Here is a 23,316-nt window from a genome sequence, read left to right as displayed (position 1 = left end):
GCATGGACAGAACACAGAAGATCCAGCAATTCATCGAGGAGCGCTTCCTCGTCGAGTTCGGCGGTGAGGTGACGCCCGAGACGGACCTCTTCAAGGCGGGAGTCATCGACTCCTTCGGCTACATCCAGCTCATGTCCTTCATCGAGGACGAGTTCGCCCTGCGGATCTCCGACGACGATCTCCTCGCGAACGTCTTCGTCTCGCTCGCGGACCTCGACGCCTTCGTCGCGGAGATGGCCGAAAAACGCGCCCGAGCGGGTGCCGGACAAGGAGGCGCACCGTGTGCGGACTAGCCGGCTTCATCGCCCCGGCGCTCCCGGCCGACGAGGCGCCCGGGGTCATCACCTCGATGCTGGCGCACATCCGGCACCGGGGGCCGGACGAGGCGGGGTACTACCTCGACGACGGCGTCACGATGGGCGCGGTACGCCTGTCGATCGTCGGGCTCGCCACCGGCGCGCAGCCCATGGCGGACCCCGGCGAACGGTACTGGATCTGCTTCAACGGTGAACTGTACAACCACATCGAACTGCGCGAGGAGCTGCGCCGGCTCGGCCGGCCGTTCCGCACCGACTCCGACACCGAAGTGGTGCTCCAGGCGTGGATCCAGTGGGGCGAGGCGTGCCTGCCGCGCTTCAACGGCGCCTTCGCGCTCGCGATCCGTGACGCGCACTCCGGCGACCTGGTCCTCGCCCGCGACCGGTACGGCAAGCGCCCGCTGTTCTACACCGACCACGGCGACGCCTTCCTCTTCGCGTCGGAGATGAAGGCGTTCCGCGCGTTCCCGGGCTTCGGATTCACCCTCGACCCGCGCGAGCTGGCCTCCGTCTACGCCCTGTGGACCCCGCTGCCCGACCGCACCCCGTTCCAGGGCATCCGCCAGCTACCGGTCGGCGGCGTGCTGACCGTACGCGGGGACCGCCGCAGCCTGCGCACGTACGAGGAACTGCGGGTCGACGCACCGGCGTTCACCGGGACGGAGGCCGAGGCGGCCGCCCACGTCCGGGAGGCGCTGCGCACCAGCGTCGAACTGCGCCTGCGCAGCGACGTCGAGGTCGGCGTCTACCTCAGCGGCGGCCTCGACTCCTCCATCGTCACCAAGCTGGCCACCGATCTCTCGCCGCACCAGGTGCGCACCTTCTCCGTCCAGTTCGAGGAGGCGTCGTTCGACGAGTCGGACAGCCAGCGGGTGGTGGCCGGCCACCTCGGGACCCGGCACTCCGCCATCTCCGTCTCCGGCGCGGACATCGCCGAGGGGTTCGAGTCGGCGGTGTACCACGCCGAGGTCCCCGCCTTCCGTACCGCCTTCGTGCCGATGTACCTGCTGTCGCGCCACGTACGGGACGCCGGGATCAAGACGGTCCTCAGCGGCGAGGGGGCCGACGAGGCGTTCCTGGGGTATTCGCTGTTCCGTGAGACGCTGCTGCGCGCGTCCTGGGACGACCTGGACGAGGACGAGAGGCAGCGCAGGCTCGCGGGCCTCTACCCGGAGCTGGAGCATTTCGGCCCCGCGCACCGCACCCATCTCACGGGCCTGTTCCGCCAGTTCGCCACCGAAAGCCTGCCGGGGCTGTTCTCCCACGAACTCCGCTACCAGAACGGCCGTTTCGCCGTACGGCTCCTGAAGGAACGCGACGAACCGTTCGCGGATCTCCTCGCCATGGTGCGCGCGGACCCCGGATTCGCGGCCCTGTCGCCGGTGCAGAAGGCGCAGTGGCTCGAATACAAGACGCTGCTGGCCGGCTATCTCCTTTCGACGCAGGGGGAGCGCATGAGTCTGGCCCACAGCGTCGAGAACCGCTGTCCGTTCCTCGATCCCGCCGTCGTCCGAGCGGCCGCCTCGGTGAATCTGCGCTTCGACGACGGATTCGAGGAGAAGGCGATCCTCAAGAAGGCGTTCCGCGGTGAACTGCCGGAATCGAGCCTGACCCGCCCCAAACAGCCCTATCGCGCGCCGGGTGCCGCCGTGTTCAAGAAGCAGCGTCCCGACTATCTGGACCTGCTGCTCTCCGACGCGGAGCTGGCCAATCTCGACTGGGTCGATCCCGTCTTCGCGAGAAAACTCGTCAACAAGATCATGACCACCCCTGACGAGCAGATCAGCACCAAAGAGGACCAGGCGTTCGTCTACCTGCTCTCGACCGCGGTCCTCCACCAGCAGTTCGTCCTCGACCGGGAAAGGTATATGGGTAACCCATCCGAAGCCGGGCTCATCTTGCGTACGACCGTGGACCACCGCCGGGCGCGGCTGAGCGCCGGAGGAACCCGATGAGCGATCCGCAGGCCCCGCACCCGGACGACGTGGCGGTCATCGGCCTCGCCCTCCGCTTTCCCGGCTCCGAGAACCTGCCGGAGCTGTTCGGCCATCTCGTCGAGGGCCGGTCGCTGATATCCGAGGTGCCGCCCGAACGCTGGTCCAAAGAGCGCTATTTCGGCGAGCCGAAGAGCGGCACCGACCGCACGAGCAGCGTCTGGGGCGGCTTCATCGAGCACGCCGACCGCTTCGACGCGTCGTTCTTCAGCATCTCGCCGCGGGAAGCCGAGAGCATGGACCCGCAGCAGCGGTTCGCGCTGGAACTCTCCTGGCAGGCGATCGAGGACGCCGGATACCGGGCGAGCGCCTTCGCGGGCACCCGGACCGGTGTCTTCATGGGCGTCTGCCACGCCGACTACGCGGAACTCATGGAGCGCGAAAAGGCGCCCACCGACGTGTACTTCCCCACCGGTACCGCGTATTCCGTCATCGCCAACCGCGTCTCGTACTTCTTCGACTTCCAGGGCCCGAGCATCACCAACGACACCGCGTGCTCCAGCTCGCTGGTCTCGGTCTACGAAGCGGTCACCGCGCTGCGCAACGGCGAGTGCGGCCTCGCACTGGCCGGCGGCGTCAACCTGGTCTGGTCGCCGAAGCACTTCGTCGCCTTCAGCCAGGCCGGCATGCTCTCGCGCACCGGCCGCTCGCGCGCCTTCGACCAGGACGCCGACGGGTACGTACGGGGCGAGGGCGGCGCGGTCCTCGTGCTGAAGCCCCTCGCGCGGGCGATGGCGGACGGCGACCAGGTGCACGCCGTGATCAAGGGCATCGCCACCAACCACGGCGGGCGGACCAGCTCCCTGACCGTCACCAACCCGGCCGCGCAGGCGGATCTGGTCGAAGGGCTCTACACGAGCGCCGGCATCCGCCCCGACTCGGTGACGTACATCGAGGCGCACGGGCCGGGCACCCCGGTCGGCGACCCGATCGAAGTGGTCGCGCTCAAGCGGGCGTTCCGCGCCCTGCACACCGCGTACGGCACCGAGCCGCGGCCGGAGAGCTGCGGCATCGGGTCGGTCAAGACCAACATCGGGCACCTCGAAGGCGCCGCGGGCGTCGCCGGGATGGTCAAGGTGATCGGCGCCCTCGCCTGCCGGACGCTGCCCGCGACGGTCAACTTCACGCGGCAGAACAAGCTGGTCAAGCTCGACGGCAGCCCGTTCCGCATCGTGCGCGACACCCAGCACTGGGACGCGCCGCCGCCCGCGCCCGACGGCAGCGCGGCGCCGCGCCGCGCGGGCGTCAGCTCCTTCGGCTTCGGCGGCACCAACGCGCACGTGGTGCTGGAGGAGCACCGGCCGGCGGCCGACGACGCGCCGGCCGCCGAGCCCGGCGGCCCGCACCTCGTACCGCTCTCCGCGAAGACCCCCGACCGGCTGCGCGCCGTCGCCAGCGCCCTCCTCGGCCATCTGCGCGCGTCGGAGGACGGGGACGGCCCCACCGCCGGGCTGCGGCCCGTACAGCGGCTCGCCGACATCGCGTACACCCTCCAGACCGGCCGCGAACCGATGGCCGCACGCGTCGCGTTCCTCGTGAGCGACCGCGCCGAACTGGCCGCGTCCCTCGGCGCCTTCCTGGACGGCACACTCGCGGACTCCGCCGTGCACACCGGCGCCGGGACGGCGGCCGACGACGCGGCCGGGCTCCTGGAGGCCGCGACGCGCTGGGCCGAAGGCGGCCCCGACGAGGACTGGGCGGCGAAGTACGCCACGCAGGACGAGAACGCCCGCCCGCGCCGCGTACGGCTGCCCGTCTACCCGTTCGCCCGCGAACGCCACTGGTTCCGCGCCCCCACGGCGGGCAGCGCGCCGGACCCCGGGACGGGCACAGCGCTGCACCCGCTCCTCCACCGCAACACCTCCAGCCTCTCCGAACAGCGCTACACCTCCGCCTTCACGGGCGACGAGCCCTTCCTCGCCTCCCACCAGGTACGCGGCGCCCGCGTGCTGCCCGCCGCCGCGTACGTGGAGATGCTCCGTGCCGCGGTGGTGGCGGCCGTGGGACACGGCGACGGCCCGAGCCCGGCCGTCCGCCTGCGCGACATCGCGTGGCTGCGGCCGCTGATCGTGGCCGACGCCCCCGCCGAGGTGCAGGTGGGACTCTTCCCCGGGGAGGACGACGACGGCGCCGTCTCGCTCACGGTGTACACAGGTCCCTCGGCACTCGATCCGACGGCCGTCGTCCACTGCTGGGGCACCGCCGAGACGGACGCCCCCGAGGAGCCGCCGGCCCTCGACCTCGACGCGCTGCGCGCGGCCTGCCCGACCCCGCACGAGCCCGCCGACGCGTACGTCGCACTGCGTGAGCAGGGACTCCAGTACGGCCCCGCGATGCGCGGCATGACCGAACTCCGGCTGGGCGACTCGGAACTCCTCGTCCGGATCGAACAGCCGCGCTCCGGCGACGAGGGCACCGGACACGTCCTGCCGCCCAGCGTCCTGGACGCTGCCCTCCAGGCCACCCTGGTCCTGATGGCGCACACCGCGTCCGGCCCGGCCGCAGGGCCGGCGCTGCCCTTCACGCTGGACCAGGTGGACATCCACCGGCCCTGCACCTCCGGCACCTGGGCCTGGGTACGGCGCAGCGGCGACAGCGGCGGCGCCGACACCTTCGACATCGACCTGTGCGACGCCGAGGGCGTCGTCGGCGCACGCCTGCGGGGACTGGTGCAGCGCGCCGCGCCGGCCGAAGACGCGTCCGCGCAGCCCGGCGCCCCGGCCGCCGGCAGCGCCGCGCCGCGTGTCGTCGCGGGCACCTGCCGCTGGGTGGACGCGCCGCCCGCCACGGACGGGCCCGGCACCACCACGGTGCACGGCTTCCTCGCGGGACGGGCCGCCGGCCACGCCGCCGCGGCCGCGGACGCCGCCGGAATCCCCGTGACCGCGCTGCCCGCCGTCACCGCCGACCGGGTCGCCGACGGCGTGGACGCCGTGCTCGGGCTCCTCGTCGGACGGCTGCGGGACGTGCTCGGCGCCAGGCCGGACCGGGCCCACCGCTTCGTCGTCCTCGTGGACGACCGGGTGCCCCGGCACTTCCACGCGCCGCTCACCGGCCTCTTCCGGACCGCCGCTCTGGAGAATCCGCTCGTCGGCGGGCGCCTGGTACGCGTCGCCGGACTCGACACCGCCACGCCCGAGCGGATCGCCCGACTCCTCGCCGAGGAGGGTGCCGACCCGTACGACGCCTGCGAACTCCGGCGCCCCGAGGACGGTGCCGCCACCCGCCAGGAGTGGCGTCCCGTGGACGTCGCGCTCGGCGACGGGCCGCGCGTGCCGCCGCTGAAGGAAGGCGGCGTCTACTGGGTGACGGGCGGCCTCGGCGGGCTCGGACAGCACCTGGCGCGGTACTTCGCGCGCTGCCCCGGCGTCACCGTCGTCCTGAGCGGCAGGACGGAACTCCCGGAAACGGGCGGCGCCACTCTCGCCGCGCTCCGCGAAGCCGGTGTGGACGCGCACTACGTGGCCGCCGACATCGCCCGCAAGGACGACGTGGAGCGCGCCGTCCGCACCATCACCGGCGAGCACGGCCGGCTCGACGGCGTCGTGCACGCCGCGGGCGTCCTGCGCGACGGGTACCTGCTGCACAAGGACACCGCCGACGTCCCCCTGGTGACGGCGCCCAAGGTACGCGGCGCGCTGCACCTCGACGCCGCGACCCGTGACCTCGCGCTCGACTTCTTCGTCGTCTTCTCCTCCGTGGCAGGCGTGTACGGGAACTCCGGGCAGGCCGACTACGCCGCGGCCAACGCCTTCCTGGACGCCTTCGCGCAGCACCGCCAGGCCCTCGTCGGCGTCGGGGAACGCTCCGGTCGCACCGCCGCCGTGAGCTGGCCCCTGTGGGCCGACGGTGGCATGACGGCCGACGCCGTGACGCGCGCGACGATGCGGGCGGAACGCGGCTGGGAACCCCTGCCGACCGAGGACGGGCTGCGTGTCCTGGGCCGCGTCCTGGACGACGACGCCCCCGGCCATGTCGTCGTGGCCTTCGGGGCGGACGCCACCGTCGGCCTTGAGCGCCGCCTGCCCGCCGCCGGTGCGGTGCCGGGCACGTCCGGCTCGTCCGGGGGGTCCGGCACGTCCGGTGAGCCCGCGACCGCTCCTGAGCTGGGCGACGGTGAACTTCTGGAGCGTGCGGCCGACCTGCTCAAGCACCACCTGGGCGAGGTGCTGCACCACGATCCGGCCGCGATGGACGCGTCGGTCAACCTCGTCGAGTACGGGATCGACTCGCTCAGCATCCTGGAGATGACCGCGCGCCTCGAAGCGCTCTTCGGCCAGCTACCGAAAACGATCTTCTTCGAGTACCTCACGATCGAAGGGGTCGCCGAGTACTTCGCCGGAACGCACCGCGACAAGCTGCTGGCCGTACTGGGAGCGGCGGAGGGGCCGGAGGGCGGCGACGACACGCAAGCGACACCGGCCGGCGAACCGCCCGCCCCGCGAGCACGGTTCGCCCGTACGGCCCGAGCGCGTACCGCACCGGCCCGTACCGGCCCCGCCCGGCCCGCCGCACCCGCGCGCGACGCCCGCGACGACGGTGATGACCGCGACGACCGCCACGACCGCCACGACATCGCCGTCATCGGCATCTCGGGCACCTACCCGGGCGCGGACACGCTCGACGAGCTGTGGACGCTCCTCGAAGAAGGCCGCCACACCTTCGAAGAGGTCCCGCGCGACCGCTGGGACCACGACGCGATCTACAGCCCCGACCGCGGCGTCCCCGGCAAGAGCGCCATCCGCACCGGCACCTTCCTCCGCGACATCGACCGGTTCGACCCGCGCTACTTCCGCATCTCCAAGCGCGACGCGGAACTGATGTCCCCGGAGGTGCGCCTCTTCCTCCAGACCGGCGTGGAAGCCCTGGAGGACGCCGGGTACTCCCGCGAGACCCTCCAACGGCAGTACGACGGCGACGTGGGCGTGCTCGTCGGCGCCATGAGCAACCACTACGGGCTGCACGGCTTCCAGAACAGCCTGCTGCGCGGCTCACCCGCCAGCGGCAGCTACACCGGGACGCTGCCCAACATGCTGTCGTACTTCTACGGGTTCACCGGCCCGTCGATCTTCCTCGACACGATGTGCTCCGGCTCGTCCACCTGCGTGCACCAGGCCGTCCAGATGCTGCGCGCCGGCGAGTGCCGGATGGCCGTGGCCGGCGGCGTCAACCTGCTCCTGCACCCCTACAACCTCGTCACCTCCTCGCACGAGCACTTCACCACCGCCACCTCCGACGTGATCCGCAGCTTCGGGCTCGGCGCGGACGGCACGATCCTCGGCGAGGGCGTCGGCGCCGTCGTCCTCAAACCGCTCGTCGACGCCGAACGCGACGGCGACCACGTGTACGGCGTCATCAAGGGCACCGCCCTGTCCAACGCGGGCGCCCGCAACGGCTTCACCGTCCCCAGCCCGCACGCCCAGGCCCGCGCGATCGACAAGGCGGTCCAGGACGCGGGGATCGACGCCCGCACGGTCAGCTACGTCGAAGGGCACGGCTCGGGGACGTCGCTCGGCGACCCCATCGAGGTCAAGGCGCTGACCACCGCCTTCCGCAAGCACACGGAGGACTCCGGGTTCTGCGCCCTCGGCTCGGTCAAGTCCAACATGGGGCATCTGCTGCACGCGGCCGGCATGGTCGGCCTGGCGAAGGTCCTCCTCCAGCTTGACAAGCGCACCCTCGTCCCGTCCCTGCACAGCGCGGAACTCAATCCCGACATCGACTTCTCCGGCACGCCCTTCCGCGTACAGCGCGAACTCGCCCCCTGGGAACCGGCGGTCACCGAGGACGGCGGACGCACCGTCGTCCACCCGCGGCGCGCCGGGCTCACCTCCATCGGCGCGGGCGGCATGAACTCGCACATCATCATCGAGGAGTACGTCCCGGACGCCGCCGCGCGCCCGTACGCCGCCACCGACGGCCGCGACGAACTCTTCGTCTTCTCCGCGATGACCGACACCGCGCTGGAGTCGTCCCTCGTCCGCTTCCGCACGTATCTGGAACAGGCCGACCCGGCCGACCTGCCGTCGATCGCCCACACCTTGCGCGTCGGCAAGAACGAACTGCCCCGCCGCTGGGCCTTCTTCGCCAAGGACGTCCAAGAAGCCCTGCGGGCCGTCGAACGCCGGCTCGCGGGGGAGGACGACCTCGACGCGGCCCTGGCGAGCGACGATCCGCGTGCCGCTGAGGCCCGCGAACTGGCCGTGACCTGGACCAGCGGCAAGAGCGTCGACTGGGCCCGGCTGACCGGACCGCGCCGGCTGCGGCGGGTCCCGCTGCCCGCCTACCCGTTCGAGCGGGTGCGGTGCTGGGTGCCGCAGGAGGACGGCGCGCCGTCCGTCCTCGCGCCGCTCGCCCTGCGCGACAAGCTCCACCCGTTCCTCGGCCGCAACGAGTCCGACCTCGACGGCCTGCGGTACGGCCTCGACGTGCACCTGGACGACCTCGGCGACTACGGCTACCAGCAGGACAAGGAACCCCGCGTCGTCCCCACCTTCGCCGTCGACCTGGCGCTCGCCGCGGCGAAGGTCTCCGGTTTCACGGCCGACCCCGTGGTGCGCGGCCTGCGGCTGCCCGCCCCGGTCGCCTGGGACACCACCGAGCGGCTGGTCACGACGGTGATCGAGCCCGCGGGCGAAGGCGCGGCGACCGGCGCGGTGTTCGCGCAGGGCGCGTCGGGCCCCCGTACGCTCGTCGCCGCCTTCGAGGTGTACGACGCGCACGAGGCAGGCCCGAACGCCCGGCGCTCCGAGCGCGGTACGTCCCCCGCCGGCCTGCGCGACAGCGCGGTCCGCGCGCTCGGGGCCGACGAGGTCCGGGCGGAGCTCGCCGAGGGCGGAATCGTCCACCCGGCGCTGCTCTCCGGGGTCGCGGGCGCGTACTGGCTGCCCGACGGACGGCTCGTCCTGGACGTCACCGTGCCGGAACTGCGGCGCGACACCGTACGGCGCAACGTCACCATCGCCCCGCACGTCCTCGCGGCCGTCGCCCAGGGCCTGCGGCTGGACGCGAAGCACCGCGGCCTGCCGCACTGGCGGGAGACACGGCCGCACCGGATCGCGGAAGTGCGCGTCTTCGGCGCGGCGGATGACGGCGAGGTGGCGCACGTCGTCCTCGTGCCGGACCCCGCGTCCGCCGGTGACCGGCCGTTCCAGGGCACCGTCCGGCTGCTGGACGGCAGCGGCGAGGTGCTTGCGGAGTGCGGGGGAGTCGGGTGCGACGACGACGGCGTACGTGACGACGTGCCGCACGAACCACGCGAGCGGCAGCGCGTCGCGCGCCCGCAACCCGTGGCCCCCGGCGACGGCCTCACCGCGTTCGCCGTCGCCGAGCTGCGGACCCTGGCGTCCGGCATCCTCAAGTACGAGCCCGCCGAACTCGACGCCCACACCGGCTTCGACGCCTTCGGCTTCGACTCGATCTCCTTCGTCACCTTCGCCCGGCTCATCGGGGAACGGTTCGGCGCCGAGGTGACGCCCGCCGCGTTCTTCGACGTGAACACCTTCGACGCGCTGGCCCGGCACCTCGTCGCGGAGTACGGGGAGCCCGTGCGGGCCGCGTACGAGCGGTCGGGGAGCGCGGGCGCGGGGGCCGCCCCGGCGGCCACCGCCACCCCTGAGCCGACGGCCTCCGCACGCACCGCACCGGCCCCCGCGGCCGTACCGGCCCCCGCCCCCGCGCCACCGGCGGACCCGGCACAGCCCATCGCCGTCGTCGGCGCCGCGGGCCGCTTCCCCGGCGCGCCCGACCTCGACACCTACTGGTCCAACCTCGTCGCGGGCCGGGACTCGGTCACCGCCTTCCCCCTGGACCGCTACGACGCGACGTACCGGCGCGTCGCCGAGGCCGCCGACTTCCCCCGGCACGCCGGTGTCCTGGACGACGTGGACGCCTTCGACGCGGAGTTCTTCCGCGTCTACCCGCGCGAGGCGGAGCTGATGGACCCGCAGCACCGCCTCGCCCTCGAAACGGTCTGGAGCGCGCTGGAGGACAGCGGGTACACGCCCGCCGACCTGCCCCGGAACACCGGCCTGTTCCTCGGTGTCTCGGGTACCGACTACGCGACGCTGCTCACGACGTACGGGGTGGAGCCGGACGCGTTCACCTCGACCGGCAACGCGCACTCGATGCTCGCCAACCGCATCTCGTACGTGCTGGACCTGCGCGGTCCCAGCGAGCCGGTCGACACCGCCTGCTCCAGCTCGCTGGTCGCCGTCCACCGGGCCGTCGAGGCCATCCGGTCGGGCGCGTGCGAGGCGGCCGTGGCCGGCGGCGTCAACCTGCTGCTCAGCGTGGACACCTTCGTCAGCGCGCACCGCGCCGGGATGCTGAGCCCGGACGGCCGGTGCAAGACCTTCGCGAGCGACGCGGACGGGTACGTGCGCGGCGAGGGCGTCGGTGCCGTGGTGCTCAAGCCGCTGGCCGCGGCCGAACGGGACGGGGACGCGATCCTCGCCGTGCTGCGCGGCAGCGCGGAGAACCACGGCGGCCGGGCCAACTCGCTGACCGCGCCGAACGCCGACGCCCAGGCCGAACTGGTCACCACGGCGATGCGCGGCACCGACCCCGACACGGTCGGCTACATCGAGGCGCACGGCACGGGCACCGCACTGGGCGACCCCGTCGAGGTACGGGCCTTGCACACCGCGTTCCGCCGGCTCGGCGCCACCGGCCGGGCCGCCTGCGGACTCGGGTCGGTCAAGACGAACATCGGGCACCTGGAGGCGGCCGCCGGCATCGCGGGGCTCCTGAAGGTCGTCCTCGCCCTGCGGCACGGCGTCCTTCCGGCGACGCTGCACTGCCGCGAGATCAACCCGTACATCGAACTCGACGGCGGCCCGTTCCGGATCGTGCGCGAGAACGAGCCGTGGCCGCGCCCGCGCACGGCGGACGGCCGGTCCGCGCCCCGGCGCGCGGGCGTGAGCAGCTTCGGCTTCGGCGGCGCCAACTGCCATGTCGTGGTGGAGGAATACGTGCAGGACGATGCCGGTACCGAGGCCCCGGAGGCCAGCGAGACAGTGGACGCCACCGACACCACCGATAACACTGACGTGATCGTGCCCCTCTCGGCACGGACGCCGCAGCAGCTGACCGAGGCGGCGGGAAACCTCCTCGCGTACCTCGAAGGCCCCGAGCCGGCCGCCCTCCGTTCGGTCGCCTGGACCCTCCAGGCGGGACGCCAGGCGATGGCCGAGCGGGTGGGCTGGGTGGTCCGCTCGCGCGCGGAACTCATCGGCAAGCTGCGCGCGTTCGTCACCGGCGGAGAACGGCCGGAGGGCGAGGCGGCCCGCAGTCAGGTGCTGGCGCGCTGGACCGAGGGGGCGGCCGTCGACTGGCGCGCGCTGTACGGGCCGCGCGTACCGAAGCGGGCCCACCTGCCCACGTACCCGTTCGCCCGCGGGCGCTACTGGATTCCCGGCACGCGCGCCGAGGACGCACCCGAGGCCGCATCCGAAAGCGCGGCCGACCACAGTCCGGCGATCGGTACGACACTGCTGACGCCGCGGTGGACCCCACGGCCCGTGCCGCCGAGCACCGACGCCGGCAGCACCGCCGACCACCGCGTCGTGATCCTGTGCGGCGCGCTCACCTCCGCGCGCGGAGCGGTCGAGCGCAGCGTGCCCGGTGTGCGCTGCTTGACCGTCGAGTCGGCCAAGCAGCGCTTGGACAGCCGCTTCAGGGACGTGTCACAGCAGGTCTTCGAGAGGGTCCGGGACGTCGCCGCCGACGCGCCCGGCGGCAGCACCACCCTCGTCCAGGTCGTGACACCGGCGGACGGCGACGAGGCGGTCACCCTGGCTCTCGCCGGGCTGCTCCGCACCGCCTCACTCGAATGTGCCTCTCTGACAGCCCAGTTGATCGCCTTCCAGGGCGCCCGAACGGAGGACGCCGTGGCCGCCGCCGTCGTGGCGGACGCCCGCGACACGGACGCCGACCTGATTCGCCACGAGGGCGCCGAGCGTTCCGTACGTGCCTGGCACCCGGCAGCGCCCCCGGCGGACGCCGCGGACCTGCCGTGGCGCGCGGGCGGCGGATACCTGATCACCGGCGGCGCGGGCGGTATCGGCGCGGCCGTGGCCCGCCGCATCGCACGGGACGTCGAACGTCCGGTGCTGGTCCTCGTCGGCAGGTCGCCGCAGGACGCCCGTATCGAAGCGCTCCTGGGCGAACTGCGCGCCACGGGTGCCGTCGCCCGCTACGAGTGCGCGGACGTCTCGCGCTGGGAGGAGGTACGCCACCTCCTCGTCCGGGTCCGGGAGCACGCCGGTGAACTCTCCGGGGTCGTGCACGCCGCCGGCGTCCTGCGCGACGCCTCGCTCACCGGCAAGACGGCCGAGGACTGGGCGGAGGTGCTCGCGCCGAAGACCGACGGTCTGGTCCACCTCGACCGGGCCACCCGGCACGACCCGCTCGACTTCTTCCTCACCTTCTCCTCGGGCGCCGCGATCACCGGCAACCCGGGCCAGGCGGACTACGCCACGGCCAACGCCTTCCTCGACGCGTTCGCCGCGCTCCGCAACGCGCGGGTCGCGGTGGGGGAGCGGGCCGGCCGCACCCTCTCGGTCGCCTGGCCGCTGTGGAAGGACGGCGGGATGACCGTCGACGCGGGCGCGCTCGCCCGGCTGTGGCGCAGCCGTGGCCTGGCGCCGATGGAGACGGCCGACGGGCTCGCGGCGCTCACCCGCGCCTGGCGGCTGGGCGCGGAGCAGGTGTGGGTGTACCACGGTGACGCGGCACGGGTGCCGGAGGCTTCGGGCCGTACCGCCGCCGCGCAGGCGCCGGTACGGGCGGCCGGAGCGGCAGCGGCCCCGGCGGACGGGCGCCTCGCGCGCGAAACCCTGCGCCTGCTGGTCGCGCTCTTCGCCCGGGTCACCAAGCTCCCCGCGCGGGCCGTGGACGCCGACGGGGAACTGGGCGCGGCGGGCCTCGACTCGATCCTGATCGTCCAGTTGAACAAGGAGCTGGCCGCCGTGTTCGCGGACGTACCGACGACGCTCTTCTACGAGTTCCCGACCCTGCGCGCGATCGCCGGTCACCTGGCGGCCGAGCACCCGGAGGCGGCGCGTGCCTGGACCGGTGAGCCGGTGACGGCTGCCCCGGCGCCGCTCTCCGGTGCGGCGGCGGACCGTACACCCGCGCCGAACGCCGCTCCCGCGCTCCGCTCCGCCGCCCCCGCGCCGTACGCCGCCCCCGCGGAGCGCGAACCCATCGCGATCATCGGTCTCAGCGGCCGCTACCCGCAGGCCGCCGACCCCGCCGCGTTCTGGGAGAACCTGAAGGCCGGGCGGGACTGCGTCGGCGAGATACCCGCCGACCGCTGGCCGCTGGACGGCTTCTTCGAGCCGGACCGTGAGAAGGCGGTCGCCACCGGACGCAGCTACAGCAAGTGGGGCGGCTTCCTGGACGACTTCGCCGCGTTCGACCCGCTGCACTTCCGGATCGCGCCGCGGGACGCCTACGCCATGGACCCGCAGGAGCGGCTGTTCCTCCAGGCGGCGTGGCAGGTGTTCGAGGACGCCGGGTACTCCCGCGAGGAGATCGCGCGCCGGCACGGCAAGCGCGTCGGCGTGTTCGCCGGAGTCACCAAGACCGGCCACGGACGGCACGGCGCCGGGCGCCTCCCCTCGGGGGAGACCGTCGTCCCCGCGCTGTCCTTCGCCTCGCTCAGCGCCCGTACGTCGTACGTCCTGGACCTGTGCGGGCCGAGCCTGACCATCGACACGATGTGCTCGGCCTCGCTCACCGCGGTCCACGAGGCGTGCGAACACCTCTACCGGGGCGCCTGCGAGATGGCCGTCGCCGGTGGCGTGAACCTGTACCTCCACCCGCTCGACTACGTCGAACTCTGCCGCTCCACGATGCTGTCCACGGACGCCCGCTGCCGCAGCTTCGGCAGCGGCGGCGACGGCTTCGTCCCGGGCGAAGGCGTCGGCTGTGTCCTGCTCAAGCCGCTCTCGCGCGCCCTCGCCGACGGCGATCACATCCGCGCGGTCGTCCGGGGCACCAGCATCAACCACGGCGGACGGTCCAACGGCTACACGGTGCCCAATCCCCGGGCCCAGGCGGAACTGCTGCGCGACGCCCTGGCGCGCGCCGGTGTCGCGGCGCGCGACGTGAGCTGCGTCGAGGCGCACGGCACCGGTACGGAACTGGGCGACCCGATCGAGATCAAGGGCCTGACCAGCGCCTTCGAACAGGACACGGCGGACCGGCAGTTCTGCGCGATCGGCTCGGTGAAGTCGGCGATCGGCCACCTGGAGGCCGCGGCGGGCATCGCCGGGCTCACCAAGGCCGTGCTCCAGCTCCAGCACCGGCAGCTCGTCCCGAGCCTGCACGCCGAAGAACCCAACCCGAACATCGCCTTCGAGAAGACACCGTTCTTCGTACAGCGCGAGCTGACACCGTGGGAGACGGACGGGGGCCCGCGGATCGCCGCGGTCTCCTCGTTCGGCGCGGGCGGCTCGAACGCCCACGTCATCCTGGAGGAGTTCGGCGAGCGGTACGGCGCCGGTCCCGCGCCGAGCACGGCGGCCGGCCGCGACCAGCTCTTCGTGCTGTCGGCCCGTACCCCCGAGCACCTGCGCCGCTCCGCCGAACGCCTGGCGGCCCACCTTGGCAGCGACAGCGGTACGGACACCGACCCGGCCGCCCTCGCCTTCACCCTCCAGACGGGGCGCGAGGCCATGACCGAACGCCTCGCGGTGGTCGCGGCCTCGGCACGGGACCTGCGCAGCGCCCTGCTCGCCCACCTCGACGGCGCGGACACGGTGCCGGGCGCCCACCGGGGCACCGCCGGGAGCGCACAAGGCGCCTTCGCGGAGCTGGCTGCCGACGACGACCTCCAGGAACTGCTGGTCGAACGCTGGGTACGGGCCGGAAAGCTGGACCGGCTGGCCGCGCTCTGGATCGGCGGGGTGCCGCTCGACTGGCGCGTACTGCACGGGGCGGAGACCCCCCGGCGGATCGCGCTGCCGACGTACCCGTTCACGCGCGACCGTTACTGGATCGCGGATCTCGACCCGGTGCGCGAGGAGGCCGCGGGAGGCGGACGGTCCGACGGGCCGCCGTCGGCCACCGAGCCGGTGACCGCTGAACCCTCGGTGCCGGTGGAACCCTCCGGGCACCTGGAACCCTCGGAGCGCCTGGACGAGCGGGTCGCCCGCGTGGTGCGGGACAAGCTGGCGCGGGCCCTCGTCATGGGCGAGGACGAGATCGACGGCGCGCTCGCCTTCGCCGACTACGGCGTCGACTCCATCCTCGGTGTCCGTCTCGTCCACGAACTCAACGAAGCGCTCGCCCTCGACCTGTCGACGAGCGTCATCTACGACCACAGCTCGGCCGACCGCCTCACCGCGCATCTGCTGACCGACCACCGGGACGCCATCACGTTCACCGACACGCCGGAACAGGCCGCCACCGCTCCTGTACCCGTCACCGAGCCCGCATCCGTCCCCGTATCCGCCGCGGAGCCCGCATCCGTCCCCGTACCCGCCGCCGGGACGCGGTCCCGGCCCGGCCGTTCCGCGTCCGCCGGCCCCCGGCCGCCCATCGCCGTCGTCGGCATGAGCGGACGCTTCGCCGGCTCCGACACGCTGGACGACCTCTGGGAGCACCTGGTCGACGGCGACGAACTCGTCACCGAGGCCACCCGCTGGGACCTGTCCGGCCCCGACCCCGCCGACGCGGCGCGCCGCTGCACCCGGGGCGGCTTCCTCGACCGTATCGACGCGTTCGACCCGCTGTTCTTCAACATCTCGGGCGTCGAGGCCGCCACCATGGACCCGCAGCAGCGGCTCCTGCTGGAGGAGTCGTGGAAGGCCCTGGAGGACGCCGGCTACGCGGGCCGGCAGCTGAGCGAACGCCGCTGCGGCGTCTACGTCGGCTGCTGGAACGGCGACTACGCCGAGCTGATCGGCGCCGACGCCCCCGCCCAGGCGTTCTGGGGCAACACCGCCTCCTTCATCCCCAGCCGGGTCTCGTACTTCCTCAACCTCAAGGGCCCGGCCGTCGCCGTCGACACGTCGTGCTCCAGCTCGCTCGTCGCCCTCGACCTCGCCTGCAAGGACCTCTGGTCCGGTGAGACGGAAATGGCTCTGGCGGGTGGCGTCTTCGTCCAGCCCACACCGCGTCTGTACGAGCTGGCAGGGCGCGCCAACATGCTCTCGCCGACCGGGCGCTGCCACACCTTCGACCACCGCGCGGACGGCTTCGTGCCGGGCGAGGGCGTCGGGGTGCTGGTCCTCAAGCGGCTCGACGACGCGCTCGCCGACGGTGACCACGTGCACGGCGTGATCCGCGGCTGCGGCACCAACCACGACGGCGCGACCAACGGCATCACCGCCCCGAGTTCCGTCTCGCAGGAGAGCCTGCTGCGCGAGGTGTACGACAGCTTCGGTGTCGACGCCGGGCACATCCAGCTCGTCGAGGCGCACGGCACCGGCACCAAGCTCGGCGACCCCATCGAGTTCGGCGCGCTGACCCGGGCGTTCCGGGCGAGCACCGACAAGACCGGTTACTGCGCGCTCGGTTCGCTCAAGACCAACCTCGGGCACACCCAGTTCGCGGCGGGCGTGGCCGGCGTACTGAAGGTCCTGCTCGCGCTGCGGCACCGGCAGATCCCCGCCTCGCTCCACTTCGAGAAGGCGAACGAGGCCGTACCGCTGGACGGCAGCCCCTTCTACCTCAGCACCCGCACCCACGCGTGGCAGGCGCTGCCCGGCGTCCCGCGCCTCGGCGCCGTCAGCTCCTTCGGCGCCAGCGGCACCAACGCCCACGTCCTCGTCGAGGAGGCACCGCCGGTGCCGCGCTCCCGGCCCCGCCCGCGGACCCCGGGCCATCTCGTGGTGCTGTCCGCGCACTCCCGTGAGCAACTGGCCGAGCAGGTGACGCGCCTGGCGGCGCACTGCCGCCGCGAGCCGTCGCCGGACTGCGGCGACCTCGCCCACACGCTCGTCGTCGGCCGGGAGCACTTCGCGCACCGCTTCGCCTGTGTCGTACGGGACGGTGCCGAACTGCTGCGGATCCTGGACGAAGGGCTCGACGGGCCGCACGCGTTCACGGGCGGCCCGGGTGCTTCCGACGGCGGCACGGCGAGCCTCGGCAGCAGCACCGAGGGCGCGTCGGACCGTACGGACGCGGAGACCCTGGCCGGCCTGAAGTCCCTCGCCGAGCGCTACGTACGGGGCCACGACCTCGACCACGGTGCGCTGTTCACCCCCGGCGCCTACCTGCGCGTGCCCCTGCCGACGTACCCGTTCGCCAAGGAGAGCCACTGGGCGTCGGACACACCGCCCGCCCGGACCGAAGCGTTCCGGCCCGCGCCGGCACGACCGGCCGTTGCACGGCCCGCAGCGCCCGCGCCGCATTCCCTCACCGCCGTCGCGCCGTCGCCCGTGCCCGGCACGGCCGGCGCGGTGCGCACCGTAACGGTCCTGACCGGCGAGGAACCGATCCTCCGCGACCACTCGGTGGGCGGCCGACGGATCCTGCCGGGCGTCGCCCACCTGGAGATGGCCCGCGAGACGGCCCGGCACGCCCTGGGCGCCGACGCCACCACACCGCTGCGCATACGGGACATCACCTGGGTCCAGCCGCTCGTCGCCGACGGCACGCCCACCCAGGTCGAAGTCCTCGTCAGCCCGGTGGACGAGCACACCGTCTCCTTCCGCGTCACCTCCGGGACCGCCGACCCCGCCGTCTGCTCCGAAGGGCGCGTCAGCCGCTCCGACACACCGCGCCCGCCCCGTACCGACCTCGCCGCGCTCCGCGCGCTCTGCCCGACGCCGGTGACCCCCGAGCGCATCAGCGCGGCGCTGGTGGCGATGGGCATCACCCACGGCCCGTCGCTGCGCGCGGTCCGCGCGGCGTACGCGGGCGACGGCGTGGTCCTCGCCGAACTGCGCATGCCCGACACCGCCGACCGGCCCGCCACGCCGTACGTCCTGCACCCGGCGCTGATGGACTCGGCCGTACAGGCGTCGATCGCCCTGCAACTGGCCGGGGGAGAGGCGTCCCGCGAGACGGTGGTGCCGTTCGCACTGGAGCGGCTGGAACTCTTCGCGCCCTGCACGGACTCCATGTGGGCCGTCGTCCGCGTCGCCGACGACGGCGCGGCGAGCGCCCTCAGCAAGCTCGACATCGACCTGCTCGACACCGACGGGGCGGTGTGCGTCCGGATGACCGGCTACACCTCGCGCCGGGTGAAGGAGCCGCTGCCGTCCCTGTTCGCGCCCGTGTGGGAGCCGCTGCCGGGCACCGGGACGGACGGCGGTGAGCAGGCGGCCGTCCCGTCCCGCACCGGCCGGGTCCTGGTCGTCGGCGGTACGGCCGCCGAGCGCGCCGCGGTCGCCGTCCGGCACCCGCGCGCCACGGCCTGGCCGCTGGCCCCGTCCGCGCCGCTCGACGAGGTCACCGCGTTCCTCGCCGCCGCCGGGCCCGTCGACCACCTCCTGTGGCTCGCCCCCGGCACGGCGCCCGCACTCACCGACGCGGCCGCCGTGGTGGCCGCCCAGGAGGACGGCGTCGTCGCGGCCTTCCGCATGATCAAGGCCCTGCTCCGCACCGACCACGACGCCCGCCCGCTCGGCATCACCCTCGTCACCCGGCGCGGCCTGGCCACCCACACGGCCGAGGACATCCGCCCGGCCCACGCGGGCCTGCACGGCCTGTTCGGCTCGCTCGGCCGCGAGTACACCAACTGGACGGTCCGGCGCGTCGACCTCGACGAACCCTCCGGCGCCCCGGAGGAGGCGCCGGACACCTGGCTCGCCGCCGTCGCGGCGCTCCCGGCCCACTCCCAGGGCGACACCTGGGCACGGCGCGCCGGCCAGTGGCTCGTCCGCCGCTGGGCCCCGTGCGACGCCGGTCCCGCGCCGGCCGCCCCGTACCGCGAAGGCGGTGTGTACGTCGTGATCGGCGGCGCCGGGGGCGTGGGCACCGCGTGGACCCAGCACCTGGTCGAACGGTACGGCGCCCACGTCATCTGGATCGGCCGCAGCCCGCACGACGCGTCGGTGGACGCCAAACTGCGGACCGTCAGCGGCCGCGGCGACGTGCGGTACCTCTCCGCCGACGCCGCCGACCCGGCGGCGCTGCGCCGGGCCCACGCCGAGATCAAGGCCCGGCACCCGCACATCCACGGCGTCGTGCAGGCGGCCCTCGTCCTGCGTGACCAGAGCTTCGCCAAGATGGACGAGACCGCCCTGCGGACGAGCCTGGCCGCCAAGGTCGGCGTCAGCGCGGCCATGGCCGAGGTGTTCGACGGCGAGCCCCTGGACTTCGCGGTGTTCTTCTCCTCGGTCCAGTCCTTCACGACCGCGGCGGGTCAGGGCAACTACGCGGCCGGCTGCACCTTCGCCGACGCCTACGCCCACCAGCTGTCCCGGCAGTGGACCTGCCCGGTCAAGGTGCTGAACTGGGGCTGGTGGGGCAGCCTGGGCAGCGCGTCCTCCGACTACCACCGGCGGCGCATGACCGGCTGGGGCTTCGCCTCGATCGAACCGCCCGAGGCCATGGACGCGCTCGGCACCCTCCTCGGCGGCCCGCAGCCGCAGATCAGCTTCACCAAGCTGACCCGGCCCGACGCCCTGGAAGCCGTCGACCCCACCCTCCGCACCACGGTCTACGGACGGTCCCCGGCGGCCCGCGTGACCGTCGGCGCGGCGGACTACCTGGCGGGGGACGCCGCGAACCTGAGCGCGGTGGCCGACTGGCGGCGCACCGCACGTGACCCGATGCTCGGCCGTATGCTCCGCGGCCACCTCGAAGCGCTCGGCGCCGTCGGCCCGGACACCCCGGCCCCCGGCGAGATCACCCGCGACGACGCCCGCCGGATCGGCCGGCAGGCCGGCCTCCTCGACCGCTACACGACCTGGCTCGAACACGCCCTGCGCGTCCTGCCCGACACCGCCCCGCCGCTCGCCACGCTCTTCCGCGAGTGGGACGACCGCCGCGCCGCCTGGTCCGCCGACCCCGACAAGAAGGCCGAACTGGAACTGGTCGACGCCACCCTGCGGGCCCTGCCCGACATCCTGACCGGCCGGACCCGCCCCACCGACATCCTCTTCCCGCGCGGCTCCGTCGAACTGGTCGAGGGCTGCTACCGCGACAACCGGGTCGCCGACACCTACAACCGCGCACTGGCCGGCGCCGCCGTGGACATCGTCGCGCAACGGCTGCGCCAGGACCCGGGCGCGCGCCTGCGCATCCTGGAGATCGGCGCGGGCACCGGCGGTACGAGCGTGGGCCTGTTCGCCGCGCTGCGCCCGTACCGGGACCACATCGAGACCTACACCTACACCGACCTGTCCAAGGCGTTCCTCAACCACGCACGGACCGCCTACGGACCCGACGCGCCCTACCTCTCCTGCACCCGCTTCGACGCCGAACAGCCGCTGTCCGGACAGGGCATCGACGCCGGCAGCTACGACCTGGTCGTCGCCGCCAACGTGCTGCACGCCACCCGCGACACCCGCAACACCCTGCGCAACGCCAAGGCCGCCCTGCGCGACGGCGGCTGGCTCCTGCTGAACGAACTGGTGGCGTTCGACGTCTTCAGCCACCTCACGTTCGGCCTGCTGGAAGGCTGGTGGCTGTTCGAGGACGCCCCGCTGCGCATCCCCGGATCGCCCGCGCTGTCGCCCGAGATCTGGCGCGACGTGCTCCACAGCGAGGGTTTCCCGGAGGTCGTCTTCGTCCTGCCGCAGGCCCGGGAGCTGGGACAGCAGATCATCGCCGCGGAGAGCGACGGGATCGCCCGGCAGCGGGTGATGGGGGGTGATCGTCGGTCGGTGGCTCCGGTGGCTCCGGTGGCTCCGGTGGCTCCGGTGGCTCCGGTGACTGAGGTGACGGAGGTGACGGAGGTGGCTCGTACGGTGGACCGGGCCGTGCCCGATCCCGAGTTCGTCCGTACGGAACCCGTCCGTACAGAGCCGGCCCTCCCCGCCGCGCCGGCCCCCGCCCCTGCCGCCCCCACCGAGGCCGACCGCGCCGCGGCCCTGGCCGCCTACCTCCGCGACAAGGCCGCCGAGACCCTCGGGGTGCCCGCGGAGCGCATCGACGCCGCCCAGCCGCTCAGCACGTACGGCATGGACTCGATCCTCGTCCTGCAACTGACCAACGCACTCCGCGAGGATCTCGGCGAGGTCTCCTCCACGCTGCTGTTCGACGCCGAGTCCGTGGACCAGTTGTGCGCCCACTTCCTCACCGCCTCGGCCGACCGCGTGGACGCGCTGGTCGCCGGGCTGCGGCCGGAACCGGCGGCGGAGGACCCGGCCACCGCGCCCGCGCCCGTCACCGCGCCCGCCCCCGCCGAACCGCCGGCCGCCGCCCGGGAAGCGGCTCCCGCCGCGCATTCCGTCAGCGCCCTCTTCCAGGCGGCCTCGCGTGCCGGCAACCTCCAGCAGGGCAGTGAACTGCTGACCGCGGCGGCCCGGCTCCGGCCGCGGTTCACCTCCGCCGAGACCGGCCACGAGCCGGAGATCCTGCGGCTGGCGGACGGCGCGGAGCGGCCCGCGCTGGTCTGCCTGCCGTCCCTGATCGCCCCCACGGGCCCGTACCAGTACGTCAAGTTCGCCGCCGCACTCCGCGGCCGGCGCGAGGTGTGGACCGCCGGGCAGCCCGGCTACGGGACCGGTGACGCGCTGCCGCAGACCCTGGCGCACGCGGCGGCAGCACAGGCCGACGCCCTGCTCCGGCGGTTCGCGGGACGGCAGTTCGCCCTCGCCGCGTACTCCTCCGGGGCCTGGCCGGCCCACGAGGTCGTACGGCGCCTGGAGGCGGCGGGCGCCCCGCCGGCCGCACTGGTCCTGCTCGACTCGCCCGGCTCGACCGGCGGAGCGGACCCGACCGGCGAGTCCCTGTGCCACCGGATGGCCGGGATCTCGCGCCTGCTGCTCGACCGGTTCCCCCAACTGCCGCTGGACGGCGACCAGCTCACCGCGATGGCCTGGTACGCGGAGCTGCTGGACGGCTGGCGGCCGGGCCCGGTGACGACACCGACCCTCTTCGTGGCCGCGCGGACCCCCGTGGACCAACTGCTCGGAGACGGCCGCAGGCCCGCCTGGCTGCTGGAACACGCCCGCGTGGAGGTGGCCGGCGACCACTTCTCGATGCTCGACGAGCACGCGGAGACGACCGCGCTCGCCGTTCACCAGTGGCTCACCACGCACCTGCGATGACACCGCACGGCACGCCGGGCCGGCCCTGCGCCCAGGGCCGGCCCCGGCACCCGCACGACGCACCACCCGTACCCGGACGTGAGGCACACATGGCACACATGGCAGACACCGCAGGCACCGCAGACAGGGCAGACATGATCGGCGGCGGCAGCGCCGCCCCGGCGCGGCTCGTGGTCGGCATCACGGGGGCGACCGGCGCCGTGCTCGGCGTACGGCTGCTGGAGCGGCTGCGCGCGCACGGCGGCGTGGAGACCCACCTGGTGATCAGCCGGTGGGCGCGCAGCACCATCGAGTGGGAGACCTCGATGAGCGTGCGCGAGGTCGGCGCGCTCGCCGATGTCGTGCACAGCCCGGAGGACCAGGGCGCGGCGATCTCCTCCGGCTCGTTCCGTGTGGACGGCATGGTGATCGCCCCGTGCAGCATGAAGTCGCTGGCCGCGATCCGCATGGGCTACGCCGACGGTCTGATCGCCCGCGCCGCCGACGTCACCCTCAAGGAGCGCCGCAAGCTGGTGCTGGTGCCGCGGGAGGCGCCGCTGAGCGAGATCCACCTGGAGAACATGCTCACGCTGGCCCGGATGGGCGCGGTGATGCTGCCGCCGGTGCCCGCCTTCTACCAGCACCCGGCGACGGTCGACGACATCGTGGACCACACCGTGACCCGGGTGCTCGACCAGTTCGGCATCGACACGCCCAAGGCGTACCGCTGGAACGGGATGTTCGCGGCCCGCCGGCAGGCCGGCGCCGCGGCGGAGCACCGCGCGGCCGCGGTGCCCGCCCCCGGCCTCCCCTGACCACCGCCCCTCCTGTCCTTCCCGGCCCGCACCG

Annotated in this window: 4 protein-coding genes; all 4 read left to right on the top strand. The window is 73.7% G+C overall.

All coding sequences use genetic code 11. The features are described from left to right. Window positions 1-2 precede the first annotated feature (2 nt). The 4 genes from ACZ4QV_RS12080 to ACZ4QV_RS12065 all read left to right on the top strand — a co-directional run bounded on the left by ACZ4QV_RS12080 (window position 3) and on the right by ACZ4QV_RS12065 (window position 23,282). A complete protein-coding gene (locus tag ACZ4QV_RS12080) occupies window positions 3-293 on the top strand; it encodes an acyl carrier protein (protein WP_361147577.1) in 291 nt (96 codons plus the stop codon). Then, window positions 281-2,272, top strand: a complete 1,992-nt coding sequence (asnB, locus tag ACZ4QV_RS12075) for an asparagine synthase (glutamine-hydrolyzing) (protein WP_467762838.1) — start codon at window positions 281-283, stop codon at window positions 2,270-2,272. Before ACZ4QV_RS12080 ends, asnB begins: the two co-directional genes overlap by 13 nt. Then, window positions 2,269-22,488, top strand: a complete 20,220-nt coding sequence (locus ACZ4QV_RS12070) for an SDR family NAD(P)-dependent oxidoreductase (protein WP_467762837.1) — start codon at window positions 2,269-2,271, stop codon at window positions 22,486-22,488. Before asnB ends, ACZ4QV_RS12070 begins: the two co-directional genes overlap by 4 nt. A 134-nt stretch (window positions 22,489-22,622) precedes the next feature. After that, window positions 22,623-23,282: a non-oxidative hydroxyarylic acid decarboxylases subunit B gene (locus ACZ4QV_RS12065; RefSeq protein ID WP_361590336.1), complete on the top strand. Its 660-nt coding sequence runs from the start codon at window positions 22,623-22,625 to the stop codon at window positions 23,280-23,282. The last annotated feature ends 34 nt before the right edge of the window (window positions 23,283-23,316 follow it).

The organism is Streptomyces sp. NPDC026394, from assembly GCF_055567735.1.
This window is presented reverse-complemented; position numbering and strand designations above follow the sequence as displayed.